Genomic DNA, 19,986 nt, shown 5'->3' on the forward strand with positions numbered 1-19,986 from the left:
CCAGCGATCTGCTGGCTTTTTTGTTACCTAAAATTCACTAGATAAATTAGACAGCAATAATCAGCCTGCCCTAAAGAGGTAGCCCGACTGCGCCTTCTCACGACGCTTCTGATAAATCGCACTGGGGATGGCAAACAGAGCCCATGTAGCTAAGAAAGGATCCAAGAGATAGTCCCAAAGATTTGCTGATTCGTGCCAATGCGCTGCCCAGGCAATGATCGCAAAAGAAATAATCCAAACACCCTTAGTCCAACCAGCAAGACCGCAAACAATGGCGAAGAGAACGACAGCAATCAAGAGGCCAATGGAGCCATAGCCCCACGCATAAGGATCCATCATGCCAAAGCCAAGCGCCAAGGGATAAAACGCAATTGCAATGAGTGCCAGTGGCACCTTAAATCCAAGCGGCGTCTTTTTAGCAGCAGGAAGTATGGAGCTCCACAACAAGAGCATTGTCACAATACTAAGATCACCAGTAACGCCGCGTACATAAGCAGATAGAGGTAATTCCAATGACATTCCTAGCGGCCAGAAAAATAAGTTGATCAATAGCAGAGCCAAGATAATGCGCACTGCAAATGGAATCTCTTTTGAGCTTAACTTTTCTAAAAGAACAATGAGCACTACTGCGCAAGTAAGCGACATCTCCAGCAAGGCAATGGGCTGTAAATATGAAGTCATCATTGCGCTTCCCTTTCTTTAAGACTGCTTACAGCATGCTTAAACCAAGCGGCCGGAAAATACACATGCCTAATCTTTTTCCTATCCCAGGTATAGGCAAGGTGCGCATCTTCACCATTGGCAGAAATTAAGTATGGATAAGAAAACTCTCGATGCTGATCATTAGCTAAAGACTCATCATCTTCGAGAACTTGTATTACCTGCCATTGAGCAGAATTAGATTCACGCATTACCATCACCAAACGATAGCGACCTGCCTCAATATTATTAAGAACCATCAATCTCGTACCATTAGCCAAAGTCAGCGCAGCAAGAGCAGAGTTCGGATTTGGGATCTCAAGATCCTTTGTTACCGCCCAGGACTGCCCAGCATCGTTGGTCTCGCTTACGGGGATTTGCTTTGGCTGAGAACTGGATCGAGTTTGACGGAAAAAAGCACTTGCATCTTGCGGTCCATCACTAAAGACAACAGGCTGAATCGCACCCCTACCGGAACTCATACGTCGCTTATCAATCACCTGACTCGCATCAATTCTGAGGAACTCTCCAAAACGACCAATCCACTCGTGATATGCCGGCAATCCTAGTCGCCCATCCGCAAATAGCATGGCCGGTGACTTTACCAAGGTGCTGAGGTTAATCAATGGTGAGCTAATAAGTCGCTGTGGTCGACCCCAAGTTAAACCCTCGTCATCTGAAATCACCGATGAAATTGAGCTACCTGCCCAACCACCAATAGAAACAGTGACAAAAAATAACTGCATGCGACCATCGGCCATTCTTGCTGGAACGGGGTTACCCAATTTGGCAATGTAGCGGGACAAACCTTTTTCCGCACTGACTCGATCCATTACAACAGTTGCAGCACTCCACCTAGACGCCTGCGGGTCAAAGACAGCAGTATTAATAACTACATCAGGCGCACCTTCACGACTCCCCGCAAACCAGAAGGCTCTCACTCCACCATCCTTTAGCGCGATTAAAGATGCTGCATGTACTGATGGAGCTCCAGTATCGGGCAGCCAGTCCATCCGCAAACTAGGTTGAGCCAGCTTCACTGGCGCAGCATTTTTTAAAGTCTTTGCTGGTTTATTGCTTTCAGGTGTCTCAGGAGAATCCTCTGATTGATGTGCACTATCGACTGTGTAAGGGACAGCAAAAGGCGCCCATGCTGGGCGACTATCAATATGGAGGTAGCCCAATACCGAGGCAAGTAATAAAAAACAGAGGGCAATTACACGGCTCATCGACAAGCATCCTTACCCACCACTGGCAACGCAATTGCTGCAGGTGTAGAAACTAAATATTCATTCACAAATAGGTGCTCTCCAATATGACCTTTGAGTATCGCCCGAATCTCCGCATCAGAATGACGGGCTCTCATCTCCATACGTTTGCCTACAACCTTGCAGGAGTCACAAAGCTCAGGCTCTACGCCGATCGGGGATTGCAGCGCAACTAATGGGTAAGTGCTACTCAATACATCGACTTGGTTGGCATCTTTTGCTAAATAGCCGTGTAACTTTGCACCCGGCAATAAGAGCCGATACTCCTCATCCTTAGCGCGATAGTCGCAAGGCACCCAAACATCTTGCCCGACAACACCTTGGATGGTGGATTGTGAATATCGACCCAAGGTACCTTCCAGTGGAGCCAAGCTACTGGTAAGCGCACAGTAGCAAAAAAAGCAGGCCGCCAAAGCAATGGTCTTACTGCGCTCTCGGCTGAATAGACCTAACAACACTAAAGCGATCGCAACTCCCATAAAGGCCCAGTGCCACGGTGAGTAATTCCAGATACCGGGCTGACCTAAGAAATTTGATAGCTGCAAATTTCCGCCTACCCAAGCAAGAGCGGAAAGCAATATCAACTGCAATATCAATGCAATTCGGAATCCCCATAAAGGCAATCGATCCCAGTACATTGCAATCAAGGCGGCAAATGCTGGCATCACCGGCAATAGGTAGCGACTGGAGCGCTGACTTGGCAAGCTAAATACGATAAAGAATGCCAATACTAAAAGCAGCAATAAGCCCTCTTCAAGCGATATGAAGCGCCGCTGTTTCCAAGATTGAATCAATGCGGAGATCAATACGAAAGTAAATAGTCCAGCATTGGCTAAGGTGGTTAAAGCCAACATCCAAATACTGTCGCCGCCACGCACCAGATCTAAAAGGTAGTTAGAGCTACGCGCCTCGAACTTGCCGGCATTCTCACCCAATACAAATTCTTTCCAGACCGCCTCCGGAAATGGGTCCAACAAAAACCAGAGTGCAAATACACCCAAAGCCAGAACAGCAATCAATATCACTTTATATAAGTCCTGCAACAAGACCTTCGGAATGCTCCACTCACGCCAGCGCCAGTAAAACAAGCCCAAGGCAAATGTGGCGGGGGCAATATAGGCAAAAGACTTTGAGAGTAAAGCTATGCCAAAGCAGGCACCCGCCATCACCGGAAAAAATAGCTTGGATTCAAATGCAGTTCTACCCCAATAGAGCAGCGCAAAGAATGGCAGGCTCAACCAAAACACTTCGGGGGGATCTGTCAAAAATGGTCGGCCATAGCGATAGGTCGCAAAAAAGGAAAGCCATACCAAAGCCGCCAATAGGCCAGTCTGTTTTTTGCCGCTATACCGAGCTACCGCCAGAAATAAGAACAATGCTGTTAGGCCGGTATATAAAACACTGGGCCAACGCAGCGCCAAGAGCGTCCAGTCACTACCCCACCCTGTACTAGCAATACCCTCCCAAAACACCAAAGGCGGCTTGGTATTTTTAATGCCATCCATCTCGGATTGGAGGGGCAACCAAGCTCCAGCATCAGCTGTCATCCGGACGATGTGCATATAGGGATATTCATCCCCATTCTTTGGGGCAAAGCGACTATCCAAACCATACAGATAGGTAAATACACCTAGAAGTAGGATGAAGAATGCATTTCGGTAAGTAAAGGAGCCACGCATACCGCTAGTTTATAGGTCTTGAGGGTGCAGGCTAAAAAACCATCATGAGCAGTACCCTTGTATTTGGTTCTGAGCATATTGAAAATCAATCTAAGTAAAACCACCAATCCCATCCCCATCTGATTAAGATAGAGTCAATCAGCATCATCCTAAGAACAGCTGTATGTAAGACGGAGATTATCCCTATGCAAGTGAAGTATTTAAAACCCATTCTGGTGGTCAGCACCCTCATTGGCTTAAGCCAGTGGAGCGGACTCAGCTTCGCACAAACTGCCGACCAACTATATAAGCGTGGTCTGGCTGCAACCTGCGCCAACTGTCACGGCACAGATGGCAAAGGAGTGGTTGATGGCGGTATGCCGCTGATCAATACCCTTACAAGCGAACAAATGCTGACCCAGTTAAAAGCATTTAAGTCTGGCGCTCGTGAAGGCACGATCATGCCGCAACTTGCCAAAGGTTATACAGACGAACAACTCACCACTATTGCCAATCAACTTGGCAAGAAACAATAAGGAGGCGCCATGGATCGTCGACATTTTATAGGTCAGAGCGCTGCAGCAGTAGGTCTACTTGCAGGTCTTTCCAGTCCAGCAAAAGCAGCGAATTTACAAAAAGCAGAAATCTTAGTCATTGGCGGTGGATATGGCGGCGCTACTGCTGCTAAATATTTGCGCCTGTTCTCTAATAACACTGCACGAGTGACTCTGATTGAGCCAAACACCGCATTTGTTTCCTGCCCAATGTCCAATTTGGTTATTGGTGGTTCGCGCACTCTAGCCGAAATTACATCTCCGTACGACACTCTCAGCAAGCGTCATGGCATCAAGATTATTCAAGACAGTGTCAGCAGTATTGATCCAGACAAGAAAACGGTAACGCTCGCCTCAGGCAAAACTTTGCGTTACGACAAAGCGATCGTGTCTCCCGGTGTTTCACTGAATTTCAAGAGCATTGAGGGTCTTGCGCAAGCTAACAAAGATGGTGTCACTCTCCAGGCCTGGAAAGCGGGTCCAGAAACTGTTGCTCTGCATAAGCAAATTGCTGCTATGCGTGAAGGCGGTACTTTTGCCATTAGCATTCCGGAAGCTCCATATCGTTGCCCTCCTGGGCCATATGAGCGCGCCTGCCAGGTTGCCAACTACCTCAAGACCCACAACCCTAAAGGCAAGGTCGTCATTTTGGATGCCAATCAAGATGTGACATCCAAGGGCGCCTTATTCAAGAAGGTATGGGCTGAACAGTATGCTGGAATCATTGAATACCGACCAAAGAGCAATGTAGTTGGCGTTGATGCAAAAACCAAAACGCTCAAGCTCGAAGTTGAGGATGATGTGAAAGCTGATGTACTGAACGTTCTCCCACAAATGTCTGCTGGTGAAATCGCCATTAAAACTGGCTTAGCTAATTCCAATGGCCGCTGGGTAAATGTTAACTTCCTGAACTTTGAGTCGACTGCACGCAAAGATATTCACGTACTTGGTGACTCTATTCAGATTGCGCCAGCAATGCCGAAATCTGGTCATATGGCCAACCAACATGCCAAAGTTGCGGCTGCAGCCATCGTTGCAGAGTTGAGTGGCTGGGAAGTCAATCCAGCACCAGTCCTGACAAATACTTGCTACAGCTTTGTAAATGATCGTGAAGTGGTTCACGTTGCTAGCGTTCATCAATACAACGCTGCCGAGAAAACCTTCAAGACTGTTCCAGGTTCTGGTGGCTTATCACCTGCACCATCCACCCTTGAGGGTGTTTATGCTTGGGGTTGGGCGCACAACATCTGGGCCGATAGCCTAGGTTAAGGAGTATTTGCGTTCATTAAAAAAGAGGCCTCGGCCTCTTTTTTAATGTCTACAGAGATTTACCCATCTCAACAATTTTCTTACGTCGTCGCTTGCTAATGAACAAGAAGATGATAGCTACCACTGGAGCAGCAATTGCAGCAACAATTTCCGGATGAATAGCAAAGCCTGCCTCTTTGCCACCCTTTGCGACATAGGCTAATAAGCTCACAGCATAGTAAGTCAATACTAGAACTGATAGGCTCTCCACAGTTTCCTGTAAGCGCAATTGAAGACGTGCACGCTGGTCCATACTAGCTAGCAATTTTTGTGTCTGCTCTTCATTCACAAACTCAATACGAGTTCTCAAAGTTTGTGTTGTTCTCGAGATGCGATCGGATAATTCTTTTAATCTACGCTGAGTCCAAATACAGGTACCCATAGCAGGCTGAAAACGTCGGTCCATAAACTCAGAGAGAGATTGCACACCCGGAATTGGAGACTCTGCTAGCTCATATAAGTTTTTGCTGAGTAATTGGCTATATGCCTCAGCAGCAGTAAAGCGCAAGCCATATCCCGATATCCACTGCTCTGCTCTTGACGCCAAATGAGAAAGCTCTCCTAAAAACTGCCCATCTTTTTCGGTATGTACGCCTGATTCAGTTTGGAGTTGAGAGATATTTTTAGATAACTCCGCTAATTCCGACTCAGCAGTTCTCAGCGGCATGGAGAGACTCTTGGCAACCGGGAAAGCAATCATTGCAGCCATTCGATAGGTTTCAGCTTCAGCAATCGCTCGCGCTACGCGACCAGCCTGACGTGAGCCCAAAATATCATGAGGAATGAAATAAGAGATGTAGCCATCCTCATCCAAATATAAGTCTGTCCAAAGCTGCGCCTTCTTGCTTGAAAGAATATAGCTACCCAATACAGTATGTCCGCTAAAAATAGCAGACACCTCTTGAGCCTCTGCAAACAAAGGGCGATGCTCAAATGCCAGATCTAGCGCAGAAATTCTTTCGCCGCCTGCCTCAACAATGGTTGGGCAGCCCAGGCTGTGAAACAAACCATCTAAGCTCTTCTCTAGGGCGAGACGGGAATCCAGTAGTGGTCCAGTAATTTTTGCGGGGTTATGCACAATGGCTGCGATAGTTGCAAACTCGCCATGTAGCTCCCACTTAATTAGCACCCTCTCTGGCTCAGGTGCCAGAGTGAGCATCTTGAAAGAGTGATCTTGCTCACCGTCATTAGCAATGCCTAATGCAGCACTGAGTTTTTGAATCCACTTAATTTGAGACTGACGAGAATCTGCATCAAGCAAGAAAGACTGAGACAGCACCCTCTCATTTGGCCAAAGCGCGATAGGCGGTCGGGCATGCACTTCTTCATGCAACTGTTTTCGAGCAGGATGGTCGTAAGGTTTCATAAGCATTGCGTATTAGATTGGTATTAGCAAACTATACGCCACCATTCTCTTCATTGAATTGATAGGGATGAACGCCCCGATTCAGGCAATTGCGAACATAGTCAATGCTGGTACGCAGGGAGTAGTAATCACCGGACATATTCTTAGAAACCTTTAACTGAAGAGCTTGATACTCCAATAGGTCTAACTTCTTGAGATACTCGTCTTTATTTTCTGGCTGGAAGTTATTGATCAACTCCTGCTCATAAGTCTTTAGGATTCCGTAAAGCTGATTAATCTTTCGAAGCATGCGCTTATTACGATAGCCGGGCAATGTCAGCAGAACTGGATAAGCCAAGGCACAGAATGGCAGGAGTACAAAAATCAAACGATTGACTAACTCAGCCAACCAAAAGGGCAAATAGGTCATCAATAATGGGGAGCCATTTTTTTCGTAATGCAAAGCAACTGGGCTTTGCGGTAAGCCAGTATTTTTGAAAGCAGGAAACTCACCACGCTCCGAAAAGAAGGTGGCTTTTCCATTGATCTCGCGAGCGGCCTCTAAGAATAAAAATTGTAGTGCTGGATGCATTCTGTCATCAATCAGCAAATTGGTAGTTGACGCCATCAGCTGAATGTCTCTAGAAGGAAAATTGCGTATCAAACTAAATCCACCAGCTGGAACCTTGAGAATTTGCATATAAGGCAATAAACGGGCATAGGCTTCCGCCCTGGGGAACGCAGATAGATGCAAACTTGGATCCGCTAAGAGAGTCTGAATATTAGGGGCTTCGTAAGCGTCAACAATAAATGCCGCATCAATCTCGCCTTTTTGCAAAGCCTCAACTGCTTTTGCTCCCGAAAGATAAAGAAAGTTAGCTCCCTCCTCGAATCCATTCTCCTTCAGAATTTTCATCGCCTGCGCATGAGTTCCGCTACCCTTTATACCTACCGATATTTTGGAGTTGAGAAAGTAACGAGATCGCGCTTTTATCTCCTGGTAATCATTCGTGTTGACCTCAGTGCCTCGATAAAATAACCAGATCGGGTCATACGATATTGTTCCCAGAGATTGAACTCCAACGATGTCATGGGGTTTAAACGCACCAGCCTGTACAAAGGCTGCTTGCACAGGATCCTTTCGGTCAACTAAATGCGCAACATTCTCTTCGGCGCCCTTCGTTGGCAAAAGCTCAAGGGTGATTCCTTTTTTCTCAAAAAAGGCAGCATATTTCTCTCCTAGAGCATGGTAGGAGCCTCCGAGTTGCCCCGTTGCCATCACAACATGTCTTGGTGGCGGTGGATCGGCATACCACCAAACCCCCATTAAACCCAATAAAAGGATTGCCAATATAGGCCATGCCTCTACCAAAAACTGGGTAAAGTCACTCCACTTTTCTTGGGCAGTCTCGTAGACGCCTAAGTAGGTTTCTTTAATGTCTTGTTTGATACTTCCCATGGAAGGCCAATCAGCAAATATGTCAAAAGCTAATCATAATGGGCTTATCCCCTTTCAGAAAAGACCTTCATCATGCTAACCCTCAGAAAAGCTCAAGACCGTGGCTACGCTGACCACGGATGGCTTAAAAGCTATCACTCCTTCTCTTTTGCCGGGTATCACGACCCTCAATTTATGGGCTGGGGCAATTTAAGGGTGATCAACGAGGATCGGGTGGCTGCGGGCATGGGTTTCGGTAAGCACGGCCACCGCAATATGGAAATCATCAGTTATGTTTTGTCTGGTGAATTAGCTCACGAGGACAGCATGGGGAATATCAAAGGCATTCCTCCCGGGGATGTTCAGCGTATGAGTGCTGGAACTGGCGTTACCCACAGCGAGTTCAATCACGCTAAGGATCAAACCACCCACTTCTTACAGATTTGGATTGAGCCAAATGCAATGGAAATCCCTCCGAGTTATGAGCAAAAAACTATTTCACCTGCAGATAAGCATGGCAAGCTGTGCTTGATTGCTTCTCCAGATGGATTGGGTAATGCGGTAAAAATTCATGCGGATGCCAGGGTGTATGCAGGTCTATTTGATGAATCCCAATCCCAGAAATTGGATCTGGATCCTGAGCGTAAGGCCTATGCTCACCTTGTGAAGGGTTCACTGCAGATCAATGGCATCCCTCTAACTGGTGGCGATGCCCTGCTGATAGAAAACGAGGCTGAATTACTCATCAGCAACGGTAGTGATGCTGAAGTGATTATCTTTGACCTGAGTCATTAAAAATTTGCTGCTTGCGTCTTACGATGATCTTCTAACTGACGAACCTATCAATTTGAATACATTCCCATGATCGAGATTTCAGAAAAGCGCCTAATAGGCCCCATTATTCGCCTTCATCCAAACGACAACATCGTGGTTGCACGGGTTGATGTGGCTATTGGCGAAGTGGTACCAAGCGAAAATTTCACGAGCCGCAGCCAGGTTCCAGCAGGCTACAAAATTGCTGCCAAGAAAATTGCTAAAGGCGAACCCATCCTGAAATACAACGTGACCGTGGGATTTGCCAATACCGATATTGAAGCTGGCACGATGGTGCATAGTCACAATACCGAGTTTCGTGAATTCGATCGCGACTATGCCTATGCCAGTGAATACAAACCCACCGCCCTACTACCAGAGTCTGAGCGCGCAACATTTCAAGGCTATGTTCGCGCCAATGGGAAAGTAGGCACTCGCAACTTCATTGGCATCCTATCCACAGTCAATTGTTCTGCAACAGTCGTCAATAAAATTGCGGAATGGTTTACGCCTGAACGCCTGAAAGACTTTCCCAACGTTGATGGTGTTGTTGCCTTTAGTCATGACATCGGCTGCGGCATGGAAATGAGTGGCGAACCAATGCAACTACTGCGTAGAACGATGGCGGGCTATGCTCAGCACCCCAATCTCGCTGCCGCCCTCATCATTGGCCTAGGCTGCGAACGCAATCAACTCAAAGGATTGATGGAGCAAGAAGCCTTACAAGAAAACTCTACCTTGCACACCTTCATCATGCAAGAAACTGGTGGCACCCGCAAAACAATTGAAGCAGGTATTGAGGCTGTAAAAGCACTCCTTCCAGAAGCCAATAAAGTGAAACGGCAGACCGTATCTGCAAGTCACCTCTGCGTTGGTTTACAGTGCGGCGGATCAGATGGGTTCTCTTCGATTACTGCAAACCCAGCCTTAGGCGCTGCGATTGATATTTTGTCGCGTCATGGTGGTACAGGCATTCTTTCTGAAACACCTGAGATTTATGGTGTTGAACACACTCTCACTCGTCGAGCAGCGAGTAAGGCCATTGGTGAGAAATTAATCCAACGTATTCGTTGGTGGAAAGATGAATACTCTGTTGGCCGTGATGTCCAAATCAATGGGCAAGTTAGTCCCGGAAATCAAATCGGCGGTCTAGCCAATATTTTTGAGAAGTCCCTCGGTTCTTCCATGAAAGGCGGCACTGGGCCCTTAATGGAGGTCTATCGATATGCAGAGCCAGTAACGGCTAAGGGTTTTGTATTTATGGATACACCCGGTTTTGATCCTGTCTCCGCAACTGGTCAAATTGCTGGGGGCGCAAACCTAATTGCGTTCACTACAGGGCGTGGCTCCATGTTTGGATCAAAACCAGCTCCTTGCATCAAGCTTGCTACCAACACACCGATGTATGAGCGACTTACCGAAGACATGGATATCAATTGTGGTGAGATCTTAGATGGCACGGTTTCAGTTCAGGAGATGGGGCAACGTATATTTGAACTCTTCCTCAGAACAGCCTCCGGAGAGGCCTCTAAAAGCGAATTATTAGGTCTAGGGGATTACGAGTTTGTACCTTGGCAAATTGGGGTAATGAGTTAAGCGTGGCTGCAGCTCAAGATCGCTAAAAGCGGGCAAGACGCCCGCTTTTTCTTTGCCCAAAAGAAGCCAGAAATCACCGCCGGGGACTGTAGAATTGAACTTATTGATTTAATCAGGAATTCATTGGAATTATGAAATTCAGGGACTACTACGAAACACTCGGTGTGGCGCGCGGCGCAACCGAAGCAGAGATTAAAGCGGCTTACAGAAAGCTAGCTCGCAAATATCACCCAGACGTGAATAAAGAAGCTGGCGCTGAAGAACAATTTAAGGCGGTCGGCGAAGCCTATTCCGTTCTCAAGGATACAGAAAAGCGTGCTGCTTACGATCGCATGGGTGCCAATTGGAAAAATGGTCAAGACTTCACTCCACCACCAAACTGGAATGAAGGATTTGAATATTCTGACGGCAACTTTGGCGGTGGTCATGGTGGATTTGGCAACGGCTATGAAGGCGATCAAAGTGAATTCTTTGAATCCCTCTTTGGCAGAGGTCGACATCGCCAAGGTGGTCGTGGTGGGAACCCACGCCAAGGCATGGACTTCAAAGGCCAAGATCATCACGCCAAAATATTGATCGATCTAGCTGATGCCTACAATGGGGCCAAACGCACTATTGCCCTGCATATGCCAACTCAAGATGCCAATGGGCATGTCAGCACTCAAGAGCGCAAACTCGATGTCAGCATTCCTAAAGGCATTAAAGCCGGACAAAATCTACGCTTAGCAGGTCAAGGTGGACCGGGTATGGGCTCTGGTGCTGCCGGCGACCTATATCTTGAGATTGATTTCCATCCAAACCCGATTTACCGTGTAGATGGTAAAGACGTTTATCTTGATCTGCCGCTAGCACCATGGGAAGCTGCTCTCGGGACAACCGTCAATATCCCCACTCCTGCAGGCTCTACTCTGGAATTAAAAATTCCGGCTGGAATAGCTACGGGCCGCAAGATGCGACTCAAGGAAAAAGGAATCCCCAGCAAAGAAGCTGGTGACCTATATGTAGTGCCCAATATTGTTTTGCCTGGCGCCGATACCGATGCGCAGAAAGAAGCTTATCAATCACTAGAGAAAGCTTTTGATTTCAACCCCAGAACCCACTTGAAGGGATGATGAACATGACGCAAACACAAATCACCTGGATTGAAGGTAGTCTTGTTGAAGAAGAGGTGCATATGAGCATTGTGGAAATTTCACAAGCCACACGCGCACCAGAGGATCTCATCATGTCTTGGGTAACAGAAGGTGTGCTGAGCCCCACTGGTTCATCACCAGAAGACTGGCGCTTTAGTGGAGATTCACTACAGCGAGCAAAAACTGCAGCACATCTTGCTCATGACTTGGAGCTCAATACTCCTGGGGTCGCATTAGCGCTCGATCTCTTAGATGAAATCACCCGCTTACGTAGCCAACTACTTCGCACAAATGTAGGTTAAACACCATTGAACTCAGGCTTACTTAAACGCAACCCCAAACAAGCAAAGCACGTTAGTCTTTTTTCTGCGACCGCGCTAGGCATCGGCGGAATGATGGGTGCAGGTCTCTATTCCCTACTTGGCTTGGCAAGCTCGCATGCGGGCACCCACGTGCCTCTAGCCTTTCTAATTGGCGCTATTGCAGCTTCTTTCTCGGTCTACTCTTACGCAAAACTCGGTGCCGCCTATCCAAGCAGCGGTGGAGCAGCCACTTTTACAGTAATGAGTTTTGGACCTGGTTTTATTTCTGGCGGCATCAATCTATTTCAATACATTGCCTACTTAATTGCTGCTGCTCTATACGCAGCCGGTTTTGTTGAATACACCAATACACTTTTTGGCGGCGATCTCTCACCCACTCTTCTGAAATGCATTACCGCAGCAATCATTTTGATTTGTACATTTCTGAATCTTCTCGGGCCTAGTCTGGTTGGTAAGGCTGAAACATTTGCCATTGGTCTAGTTGTGATTAGTCTTCTAGTGTTTTCGGCGATGGGGTTTAATCATGCGGACTTCAAGAGTTACCACATGGCAGGAGGCTCCATAGAGGGGATTGCGGTGGCTGCCGGCATTCTCTATATTAATTTCCAAGGCTTTGGTGTAGTGACCAACTCTTCATCAGCCATGAAGAGCCCGCAGAAAGAATTGCCTCTAGCAATGTTTTCTGCACTGATCTTAGTGACGATTGCCTATTTAGCCGTGAGCATGGCTGTTGTGATGCTCCTGCCCTTGAACGTCATGCAATTAGATAATGGGCACGTACTAGCTGATGCAGCAAAATTGGTAGCAGGCCAGCTTGGATTTATTCTCATTAGCATTTCTGCATTACTAGCCTGTGCTGCGGCGGTCAATGCTACTATTTTTGCAGCTTCTAACATTGCAGCCGACCTTGCAGAAAAGCATGAGGTCTCTAGCGTCCTAGGAAATACAGTTCTTAAAAATAATCTTCATGCACTGACCGTCTCATCGCTTGGCGTAATTGTCCTAGCCCTAATCTTCCCCTTAAGTGAAGTGGGCCAAATGGCTAGCCTAGCTTTTCTATTGGTTTACGCGGTAATTACCTACGGACATCTTCGAGTACACAAACATACTGGAGCGAATCCAAAAATTCTGTGGTGCGCGATCGTAATCAATCTGAGTTTATTCACTGCACTACTGATGAATACAATCAAGACTGCGCCATCTAGTGCTATCGCCCTGCTTATTGCCCTTGTGGCATCTTTTGGACTTGAGGCATTTTCACGACTCAAATCCAAATACCTCAAATCACATTAAGATTCTGAGCGACTTAACAGTAGTTCCCAGCGCTGTAGTTTGATATCAAGATCGGCAGTGATCTCCGATAAGCGTGCTTGCATGCTGGCAGCTAATTCAGGCTCATTTTTATAGAGATCGGGGTTGCTCATCGCAATCCCAATATCCGCCTGCTCTGTCTCCAAAGTTTCGATCTGCAAAGGCAAGACTTCTAACTCCTGACGCTCTTTGCCATTTAGTTTTTGCACCCCAGACTTAGCAGCTACAGGCTTTGATTCAACTTTAGACTCAGTCTTTACCTCTTGTTTTGGTTCGGCCTTAGCACCACCATTGGCTGCGCGAATCTTGTCTGAGCGCGCCTTCTGAATCTTCCAATCCTCGTAACCCCCCTCATACTCGCGCCAAAATCCATCGCCCTCATTAGCAATGATGCTGGTAACTACGTTATCCAAGAAGTAACGATCATGACTGACCAAGAACACGGTGCCCTTATAGTCCTGCAATAGCTGCTCAAGTAAATCTAGGGTATCGATATCTAAGTCGTTCGTTGGCTCATCCAAAACTAAGACGTTTGCAGGACGGGCAAATAAGCGCGCCAACAATAAGCGGTTCCGCTCACCACCAGACAAAGTACTTACTGGTGAATTGGTACGCTCTGGCGCGAACAAGAAATCACTTAAATAACTCTTAACGTGTTTCTTATTGCCATTAATTTCAATCCACTCGCTACCTGGGCTGATGTAATCCTCAAGTGAAGCATTGAGATCAAGACCTTCGCGCATCTGATCAAAATAAGCCACCTCAATACGAGTACCCATGGTTGCCGTACCTGAATCTGGCGCAATCGTTCCGAGAATCAATTTAAGAAGCGTCGTCTTGCCAGCGCCGTTAGGACCTAGCAGACCCACTTTATCGCCACGCAAAATCGTTGCTGTGAAATCCTTCACAATTGGGCGATCGTAAGACTTAGAGACATTCTGAAGGTCGGCAACAATCTTGCCACTTCTATCACCTGCTGAAACTGCGAGCTTCACCTGCCCAACCGCATCACGTCTTTGCGAGCGTGTTGTACGAAGTGCTTCAAGGCGCGCTATACGGGCAACGCTACGAGTACGTCTTGCCTCAACACCTTTACGTATCCAGACCTCTTCTTGGGCAAGCAACTTATCGGCGCGTGCATTAGCCAGAGATTCGGAATTCATCTCCTGATCTTTTAATACTTCGTATGCTGAGAAGTTACCTGGATAGGTCCGCAAGATACCGCGATCGAGCTCTACGATCTGTGTGCAGACGTTATCTAAGAATGCGCGATCATGGGTAATCAAAATTACAGAGCCGTTGTACTCTTTTAGCAAATCTTCCAACCAAGAAATTGAATCTAAATCCAAATGGTTAGTAGGCTCATCTAATAGCAAGACATCTGGCATCTCTACTAGAGCGCGAGCTAAGGCAACACGCTTCTTAGTTCCGCCCGATAAAGTATTAATCTTCACTTCAGCATCTAAATGCAGACGGTCTAATGTTTCATGAACGCGCTGTTCCCAATTCCACCCACTTAAGGCCTCTAACTGGGACTGCACTTCGTCTAAGCGATGGTGGGCTGCATCATCCCACTCCCCAACGCTGAGAGCCTCATACTCTTCACGCAGAGCCTTGGCTTGAGCTACGCCTTTGGATACAGCATCAAATACCGTCTCCTCAGCCTCAAATATGGGCTCTTGCGGAACATAGGCAATTCGGAGGCCTTGCTGATATTGCAGCAAACCATCATCCATTTTTTCTATGCCGGCCAAGATCTTCAATAAAGAAGATTTGCCTGTGCCATTGCGGCCAATTAAGCCAACACGCTCCCCAGATTCCAATGAGAAAGCAGTATTTGCGAGGAGGTCAACGTGGCCAAAAGCCAGTTTTGCATCAGTGAGTACGATTAAAGCCATGGCGACATTATCGTCACTTCACCCAAAGTGGGGATATTTCCAATAAACATGGGATTGAGAAGTAGAATTTACTCAAGCAATACCTCCAAATAAAGAGATAAATGACCTGCAAGCTCAGCCCCAGTGCTCCCCGACTCATCCTCTTTGCCGGCCATGCAGGCACAGGTAAAACTACTTTGGCTAAAAAGGCGCTACCCCTCATTATTGAAAAGACTGGGGAGGACTTTTTCTTTTTGGATAAAGATACGGTGTATGGAGCCTATAGCGCGCACGTAATGGAGCTCACCACTAATAATCCTAATGATCGCGATAGCCCCTTCTATCTTCAAAACCTCAGGGATTGGGAATATGCAGGCCTGATCGCCATTGCCAAAGAAAATCTACAGCTGGGAGTCAACGTCATCCTAGTGGGTCCGTTTTCAAGTGAAATCCAAAGTGGTCGAATGTTCAATCCCGAAGAGCTCGGAGTACCCAGTGTCTCGAGTGTCAGAATTGCCTGGATAGATCTTGATGAGGATGAAGCAAAAAGCCGCATGCAGAAGCGCGCAGATCCTCGAGATGAATACAAACTCAAGCACTGGGATCAATATACCCAACGAAGGGTTGAACCACCAGAGCACATCGCTATAAAGCGCTTTGACAATCTGCACTTCGATGAAGCCAAGTTTGAGAAATTAATCGATCACCTCATTCAATAAATAGCAGACAAAAAAATAGAGCCCCTCAGGGGCCCTATTTCAAGAACTAAGAACTGAATTCTTAGAACTTATATGTAACACCAACAGCTGGCATCCATGGGTTCAAAGTCAATTTACCGAGGTTTGCGCCGCCATCCACCGCCTGAACATTAGTAGCCATGGTTGCGTATTTGACATCAATATTAAGGCCCCAGTTTTTATCCAACATATAGTCCATACCAACCTGGCCCACAAATCCAACACTTGATGGCTGAACCTGAACGGTATTTCCAAGAGCTGGAAAGTTCTGACGGTTACCGAAAATAGTGTAGTTAATACCAGCACCAACGTAAGGCTTAAATGCCCCTAAATCAGTAAAGTGGTATTGAGCCAATAAAGATGGTGGCAAAGCTGTAATTTTTCCAACATTACCCATGTTTGAGTTGATGTTTACCTGTTGTGGCCAAGTCAACACCAACTCAGCAGCAATATTTTTAGTAAAGAAATAGGAAACGTCAAACTCCGGAATCCATTGATTCTTAGCCTTTAGATTCAAATCAGATGCAACGCCAGTTTGACCATTTTGATATAAGACATCAACTGCGCGCACACGAATCATCCAAGGATTTTCTTCTGCTGCTTGTGCATGAGCAGCGATTGGAGCCAATGAGGCTAATGCTGCCATTGCGGCTACTAAAGTTTTAATGCGCATGATGTACCCCTTTTTGTTATCAATTTGATGTATCTATTTTCAAATTGAAAAAGAGGTAGCCATTTGATACACATCAAATGCAAGGGCTCCTGAAATATTTTATTGGTTTTAAAGCAACACTGTTTTGATGAGTTTTTGATCCATATCAAATAGATCAATTTTTGGCTCTTATTTGATTAAAGAACTTTGGAATAAGTGCCCTTAGCCTGAGATTCCCTCAGATGGCGATCAAAGGTCATAGCCACTCGTCTAGCCAAGAGCCTGCCCTTGATAGGAACGACCATCTTGGCGCCCTGCCACTCGAGTAGGCCAGCTTCCTCTAGGTGCTTTAGCTCCTCAATTTCTGTCTTGAAGTAGGCCGGGAAATCGATTTGATGAGCATGAGCAAACTGTTCTGTATCGAGAGAAAATTGGCACATCAGCTCACCAATGAGTTCGCGACGCAGTAAGTCATCTTTGTCTAACTGAAGACCTCGAAGAGTGGGTAAATGGCCATCGTCAATAGCTGCATAGTATTCATCCAGAGTGCGTACATTTTGCGAGTAACTATCGTCAACCTTACCAATAGAAGAAATCCCGAAAGCCAAGAGATCACACTCAGCCTGTGTTGAATAGCCTTGGAAATTTCGATGAAGCTTGCCTTCTTTTTGCGCAATTGCTAATTCATCATCTGGTTTAGCGAAATGATCCATACCAATAAACACATAACCTGCGTCGCCAAGTGTTTTTATTGTGTTCGACAGAATATCTAGCTTATCTGCAGCCCCCGGTAAATCCACTTCAGAAATTCTGCGCTGTGGTTTGAAAATATGGGGCAAGTGCGCATAGTTATAAACCGACAATCGATCTGGATTCATCTTGAGAACCGCATCAACAGTTTCTTTAAAGGTCTCCGGGGTCTGCTTAGGTAGGCCATAGATCAAATCCACACTTCTGGATTTAAACCCATACTTCCTAGACCAATCCATTACTGCCTGAGTTTCCTCAATGGTCTGCACGCGATGCACTGCTTGCTGCACTTCGAGGTTGAAGTCTTGCACCCCAAGACTGATACGGTTAAAGCCCAACTCAGCCAATAAGGCAATATCGGCCTCAGTCACTCGTCGTGGATCAATCTCAATCGAGTATTCACCGCCAGGAAGAAGGTCGAAATGCTCACGCGTGTGGTGCATTAACTCCGTCATCTCTTCATGGGATAAAAATGTAGGCGTACCACCACCCCAATGCAGTTGGGTCACCGGTATTTTTTTCTGAGCACCCATGGCAGCACAAACCATTGCCATCTCTTTGGCTAAATACTTGATGTACTTAGCGCTTCGACCATGGTCTTTAGTAATAATTTTGTTGCAACCACAGTAGTAACAAATATTAGGGCAGAACGGTAAATGGAAATACAGGGATAGTGGCTCATTGACCTTAGCTACACGCTGCAAAGCTCCCAAATAATCGGACTCACAAAACACGTTGTGAAAGCGATCGGCGCTAGGGTAAGAGGTATAGCGTGGCCCATTGATATCAAACTTCTGTAATAGCTCTGGATGAAAAAGTACTTCTTTTTCATTTGGGGTAGTTACAGGCACTACAGAACTCATCAGAAATCAGCTTATTGGATTATTTAGAAAGGTAGTCGAGCGCTACCGCTTCTGCTACTTTAATCCCATCAACTCCAGCAGACAAGATCCCACCGGCATAACCAGCGCCCTCACCTGCGGGATAAAGGCCTTTTACATTCAGACTCTGAAAGTTAGTGCCTCGAGTAATCCGTAAAGGAGAAGATGTGCGGGTCTCAATACCAGTTAATACTGCATCTTTCATTGAAAAGCCTTTGATCTGCTTTTCAAAAGCGGGGATCGCCTCGCGAATCGCCTCGATTGCATAAGCAGGCAATGCATCAGCGAGGTCTGTTAAGTGAACGCCAGGCTTATAGGATGGCATGACAGAACCAAATTCTGTAGAAGCTTTACCAGCCAAGAAGTCCCCTACTAATTGGCCTGGGGCCTCGTAAGTTGATCCGCCTAATTCGTACGCTTTGGACTCTAAAGCCCTCTGAAACTCAATACCTGCTAGTGGGCCACCCGGATAGTCTTCAGGAGTAATGCCAACAACAATACCGGCATTGGCATTACGCTCATTACGAGAGTATTGACTCATCCCATTAGTCACAACACGATTGGGCTCAGACGTTGCGGCAACAACCGTTCCGCCAGGGCACATACAAAAGCTATAGACTGCGCGGCCATTCTTGGCGTGGTGCACTAACTTGTAATCAGCTGCACCTATGAGCTCATTGCCGGCATGTGGCCCTAAGCGCGCTTTATCAATCAAAGACTGAGGGTGTTCAATTCGGAAGCCCACTGAGAACGGTTTTGCCTCCATATAAACACCTGCCGCATGAAGAGTCTCAAAGGTATCCCGAGCGCTGTGGCCTAAAGCAAGCACCACATGGCTAGCGGGCAAATCAGCATGACCTTCAATTTTGACACCCGCAATCTGATCATTTCGAATATCAAAGCCAACTACTTTTTGCGAGAAACGAATCTCTCCACCAAGCTCAATAATTTCTTGGCGCATTCTTTCAACCACGCCCACTAATCGAAAGGTGCCGATATGTGGCTTAGCTACGTAACGAATTTCTTCGGGGGCACCCGCTTTGATAAATTCAGTAATCACTTTGCGGCCATAAAACTTTGGATCTTTAATTTGACTCCAGAGCTTGCCATCAGAGAACGTACCTGCACCACCCTCACCAAACTGCACATTCGATTCTGGATTAAGGACATTCTTGCGCCATAAACCCCAAGTATCTTGAGTACGCTCTCGCACTGGTTTGCCGCGCTCTAATACGATTGGTTTAAAGCCCATCTGCGCCAATACCAAGGCAGCAAAAATTCCACAGGGGCCAAATCCAATGATGACAGGACGCTCAAAGCTTGGGCTCTTCACTTGCGAAGCATTGGCAACGAAGTGGTAACTCGTATCGGGGGATGGCCTGACATGAATATCATTCGCAAACTGCTTAAGCAATTTTTCTTCATTTTTTACCGATAAATCGACGGTATAGATAAATGCAAGAGCGACATTTTTTCTGGCATCGTAGCTGCGCTTAAAAACGTCAACCTGAATCAAGTCTTTAGCCTGAATATTCAAGCGCTTCAAGATTGCCTCTTCCAATGCTTCAGGGGCATGGCTAATAGGCAGACGAAGTTCGGTAATACGGATCATGGGGCTCTACGATACACAGTAAATCAGGGTA

At 46.6% G+C, this 19,986-nt stretch carries 17 protein-coding genes; 8 read left to right on the forward strand and 9 right to left on the reverse strand.

Going from position 1 to position 19,986, the window contains the following annotated elements; genetic code table 11:
• Nucleotides 1-60: 60 nt before the first annotated feature.
• From ICN14_RS09540 to ICN14_RS09550, 3 genes are read right to left on the reverse strand one after another with little or no spacing between them, the layout of a single operon-like run.
• Entirely contained in the window at nt 61-684 is a 624-nt protein-coding gene (locus ICN14_RS09540) for a hypothetical protein (protein WP_255536040.1), read from the reverse strand.
• Nucleotides 681-1,928, reverse strand: a complete 1,248-nt coding sequence (locus tag ICN14_RS09545; RefSeq protein ID WP_216226236.1) for an exo-alpha-sialidase — start codon at nt 1,926-1,928, stop codon at nt 681-683. Before ICN14_RS09545 ends, ICN14_RS09540 begins: the two co-directional genes overlap by 4 nt.
• Complete coding sequence (locus ICN14_RS09550; protein WP_216226237.1) at nt 1,925-3,646, reverse strand: glycosyltransferase family 39 protein; 1,722 nt, start codon at nt 3,644-3,646, stop codon at nt 1,925-1,927. Before ICN14_RS09550 ends, ICN14_RS09545 begins: the two co-directional genes overlap by 4 nt.
• Before the next feature lie 185 nt (nt 3,647-3,831).
• On the opposite strand from ICN14_RS09550, the gene ICN14_RS09555 reads away from it, so the two are divergent.
• Nucleotides 3,832-4,161, forward strand: coding sequence for a c-type cytochrome (locus ICN14_RS09555; RefSeq protein ID WP_216226238.1), 330 nt, complete (start codon nt 3,832-3,834; stop codon nt 4,159-4,161).
• A gap of 9 nt (nt 4,162-4,170) precedes the next feature.
• Nucleotides 4,171-5,448, forward strand: a complete 1,278-nt coding sequence (locus ICN14_RS09560) for an NAD(P)/FAD-dependent oxidoreductase (protein WP_216226239.1) — start codon at nt 4,171-4,173, stop codon at nt 5,446-5,448.
• Between the two features lie 49 nt (nt 5,449-5,497).
• On the opposite strand, the gene ICN14_RS09565 is transcribed toward ICN14_RS09560, so the two are convergent.
• Entirely contained in the window at nt 5,498-6,853 is a 1,356-nt protein-coding gene (locus ICN14_RS09565; protein WP_216226240.1) for a DUF3422 domain-containing protein, read from the reverse strand.
• Nucleotides 6,854-6,884: 31 nt separating this feature from the next.
• Nucleotides 6,885-8,291 (reverse strand): TAXI family TRAP transporter solute-binding subunit, encoded by a 1,407-nt coding sequence (locus tag ICN14_RS09570; RefSeq protein WP_216226241.1) that lies wholly within the window; start codon nt 8,289-8,291, stop codon nt 6,885-6,887.
• A 72-nt stretch (nt 8,292-8,363) separates the two neighbouring features.
• On the opposite strand from ICN14_RS09570, the gene ICN14_RS09575 reads away from it, so the two are divergent.
• From ICN14_RS09575 to ICN14_RS09595, 5 genes are all read left to right on the forward strand, one after another.
• Nucleotides 8,364-9,065, forward strand: coding sequence for a pirin family protein (locus ICN14_RS09575; protein WP_216226242.1), 702 nt, complete (start codon nt 8,364-8,366; stop codon nt 9,063-9,065).
• Between the two features lie 66 nt (nt 9,066-9,131).
• Complete coding sequence (locus ICN14_RS09580) at nt 9,132-10,679, forward strand: UxaA family hydrolase (RefSeq protein ID WP_216226243.1); 1,548 nt, start codon at nt 9,132-9,134, stop codon at nt 10,677-10,679.
• Between the two features lie 131 nt (nt 10,680-10,810).
• On the forward strand, nt 10,811-11,791 hold the full coding sequence (locus ICN14_RS09585; RefSeq protein WP_216226244.1) for a DnaJ C-terminal domain-containing protein: 981 nt from the start codon (nt 10,811-10,813) through the stop codon (nt 11,789-11,791).
• Nucleotides 11,792-11,796: 5 nt separating this feature from the next.
• Nucleotides 11,797-12,114 (forward strand): chaperone modulator CbpM, encoded by a 318-nt coding sequence (locus ICN14_RS09590; protein WP_216226245.1) that lies wholly within the window; start codon nt 11,797-11,799, stop codon nt 12,112-12,114.
• Nucleotides 12,115-12,120: 6 nt separating this feature from the next.
• On the forward strand, nt 12,121-13,428 hold the full coding sequence (locus ICN14_RS09595) for an APC family permease (RefSeq protein WP_216226246.1): 1,308 nt from the start codon (nt 12,121-12,123) through the stop codon (nt 13,426-13,428).
• Here ICN14_RS09595 and abc-f read toward each other — a convergent pair.
• Complete coding sequence (abc-f, locus tag ICN14_RS09600; RefSeq protein WP_216226247.1) at nt 13,425-15,344, reverse strand: ribosomal protection-like ABC-F family protein; 1,920 nt, start codon at nt 15,342-15,344, stop codon at nt 13,425-13,427. The genes ICN14_RS09595 and abc-f overlap by 4 nt on opposite strands.
• A gap of 101 nt (nt 15,345-15,445) precedes the next feature.
• Between abc-f and ICN14_RS09605 the strand changes: the two genes are divergently transcribed.
• The gene (locus tag ICN14_RS09605) at nt 15,446-16,042 is read left to right on the forward strand and encodes an ATP-binding protein (RefSeq protein WP_216226248.1); all 597 of its coding nucleotides are present in this window, start codon (nt 15,446-15,448) and stop codon (nt 16,040-16,042) included.
• Nucleotides 16,043-16,103: 61 nt separating this feature from the next.
• Here ICN14_RS09605 and ICN14_RS09610 read toward each other — a convergent pair whose 3' ends face one another.
• From ICN14_RS09610 to ICN14_RS09620, 3 genes are all read right to left on the reverse strand, one after another.
• Nucleotides 16,104-16,733 carry an OmpW family protein gene (locus tag ICN14_RS09610; RefSeq protein ID WP_216226249.1) on the reverse strand — a complete coding sequence of 210 codons (630 nt, stop codon included), beginning with the start codon at nt 16,731-16,733 and terminating at the stop codon, nt 16,104-16,106.
• 176 nt (nt 16,734-16,909) lie between these two features.
• A complete protein-coding gene (gene hemN, locus ICN14_RS09615; protein ID WP_216226250.1) occupies nt 16,910-18,325 on the reverse strand; it encodes an oxygen-independent coproporphyrinogen III oxidase in 1,416 nt (471 codons plus the stop codon).
• 19 nt (nt 18,326-18,344) lie between these two features.
• On the reverse strand, nt 18,345-19,955 hold the full coding sequence (locus tag ICN14_RS09620; RefSeq protein ID WP_216226251.1) for an NAD(P)/FAD-dependent oxidoreductase: 1,611 nt from the start codon (nt 19,953-19,955) through the stop codon (nt 18,345-18,347).
• Between the last annotated feature and the right edge of the window lie 31 nt (nt 19,956-19,986).

Source organism: Polynucleobacter sp. MG-27-Goln-C1 (assembly GCF_018881905.1).
GTDB lineage: Bacteria > Pseudomonadota > Gammaproteobacteria > Burkholderiales > Burkholderiaceae > Polynucleobacter.

What these genes read in the sequence shown, in the direction of transcription:
- ICN14_RS09540 (WP_255536040.1), bottom strand. Translation starts at nt 684, where the DNA reads ATGATGACTTCATATTTACAGCCCATTGCCTTGCTGGAGATGTCGCTT.
- ICN14_RS09545 (WP_216226236.1), bottom strand. Translation starts at nt 1,928, where the DNA reads ATGAGCCGTGTAATTGCCCTCTGTTTTTTATTACTTGCCTCGGTATTG.
- ICN14_RS09550 (WP_216226237.1), bottom strand. Translation starts at nt 3,646, where the DNA reads ATGCGTGGCTCCTTTACTTACCGAAATGCATTCTTCATCCTACTTCTA.
- ICN14_RS09555 (WP_216226238.1), top strand. Translation starts at nt 3,832, where the DNA reads ATGCAAGTGAAGTATTTAAAACCCATTCTGGTGGTCAGCACCCTCATT.
- ICN14_RS09560 (WP_216226239.1), top strand. Translation starts at nt 4,171, where the DNA reads ATGGATCGTCGACATTTTATAGGTCAGAGCGCTGCAGCAGTAGGTCTA.
- ICN14_RS09565 (WP_216226240.1), bottom strand. Translation starts at nt 6,853, where the DNA reads ATGAAACCTTACGACCATCCTGCTCGAAAACAGTTGCATGAAGAAGTG.
- ICN14_RS09570 (WP_216226241.1), bottom strand. Translation starts at nt 8,291, where the DNA reads ATGGGAAGTATCAAACAAGACATTAAAGAAACCTACTTAGGCGTCTAC.
- ICN14_RS09575 (WP_216226242.1), top strand. Translation starts at nt 8,364, where the DNA reads ATGCTAACCCTCAGAAAAGCTCAAGACCGTGGCTACGCTGACCACGGA.
- ICN14_RS09580 (WP_216226243.1), top strand. Translation starts at nt 9,132, where the DNA reads ATGATCGAGATTTCAGAAAAGCGCCTAATAGGCCCCATTATTCGCCTT.
- ICN14_RS09585 (WP_216226244.1), top strand. Translation starts at nt 10,811, where the DNA reads ATGAAATTCAGGGACTACTACGAAACACTCGGTGTGGCGCGCGGCGCA.
- ICN14_RS09590 (WP_216226245.1), top strand. Translation starts at nt 11,797, where the DNA reads ATGACGCAAACACAAATCACCTGGATTGAAGGTAGTCTTGTTGAAGAA.
- abc-f (WP_216226247.1), bottom strand. Translation starts at nt 15,344, where the DNA reads ATGGCTTTAATCGTACTCACTGATGCAAAACTGGCTTTTGGCCACGTT.
- ICN14_RS09605 (WP_216226248.1), top strand. Translation starts at nt 15,446, where the DNA reads ATGACCTGCAAGCTCAGCCCCAGTGCTCCCCGACTCATCCTCTTTGCC.
- ICN14_RS09610 (WP_216226249.1), bottom strand. Translation starts at nt 16,733, where the DNA reads ATGCGCATTAAAACTTTAGTAGCCGCAATGGCAGCATTAGCCTCATTG.
- hemN (WP_216226250.1), bottom strand. Translation starts at nt 18,325, where the DNA reads ATGAGTTCTGTAGTGCCTGTAACTACCCCAAATGAAAAAGAAGTACTT.
- ICN14_RS09620 (WP_216226251.1), bottom strand. Translation starts at nt 19,955, where the DNA reads ATGATCCGTATTACCGAACTTCGTCTGCCTATTAGCCATGCCCCTGAA.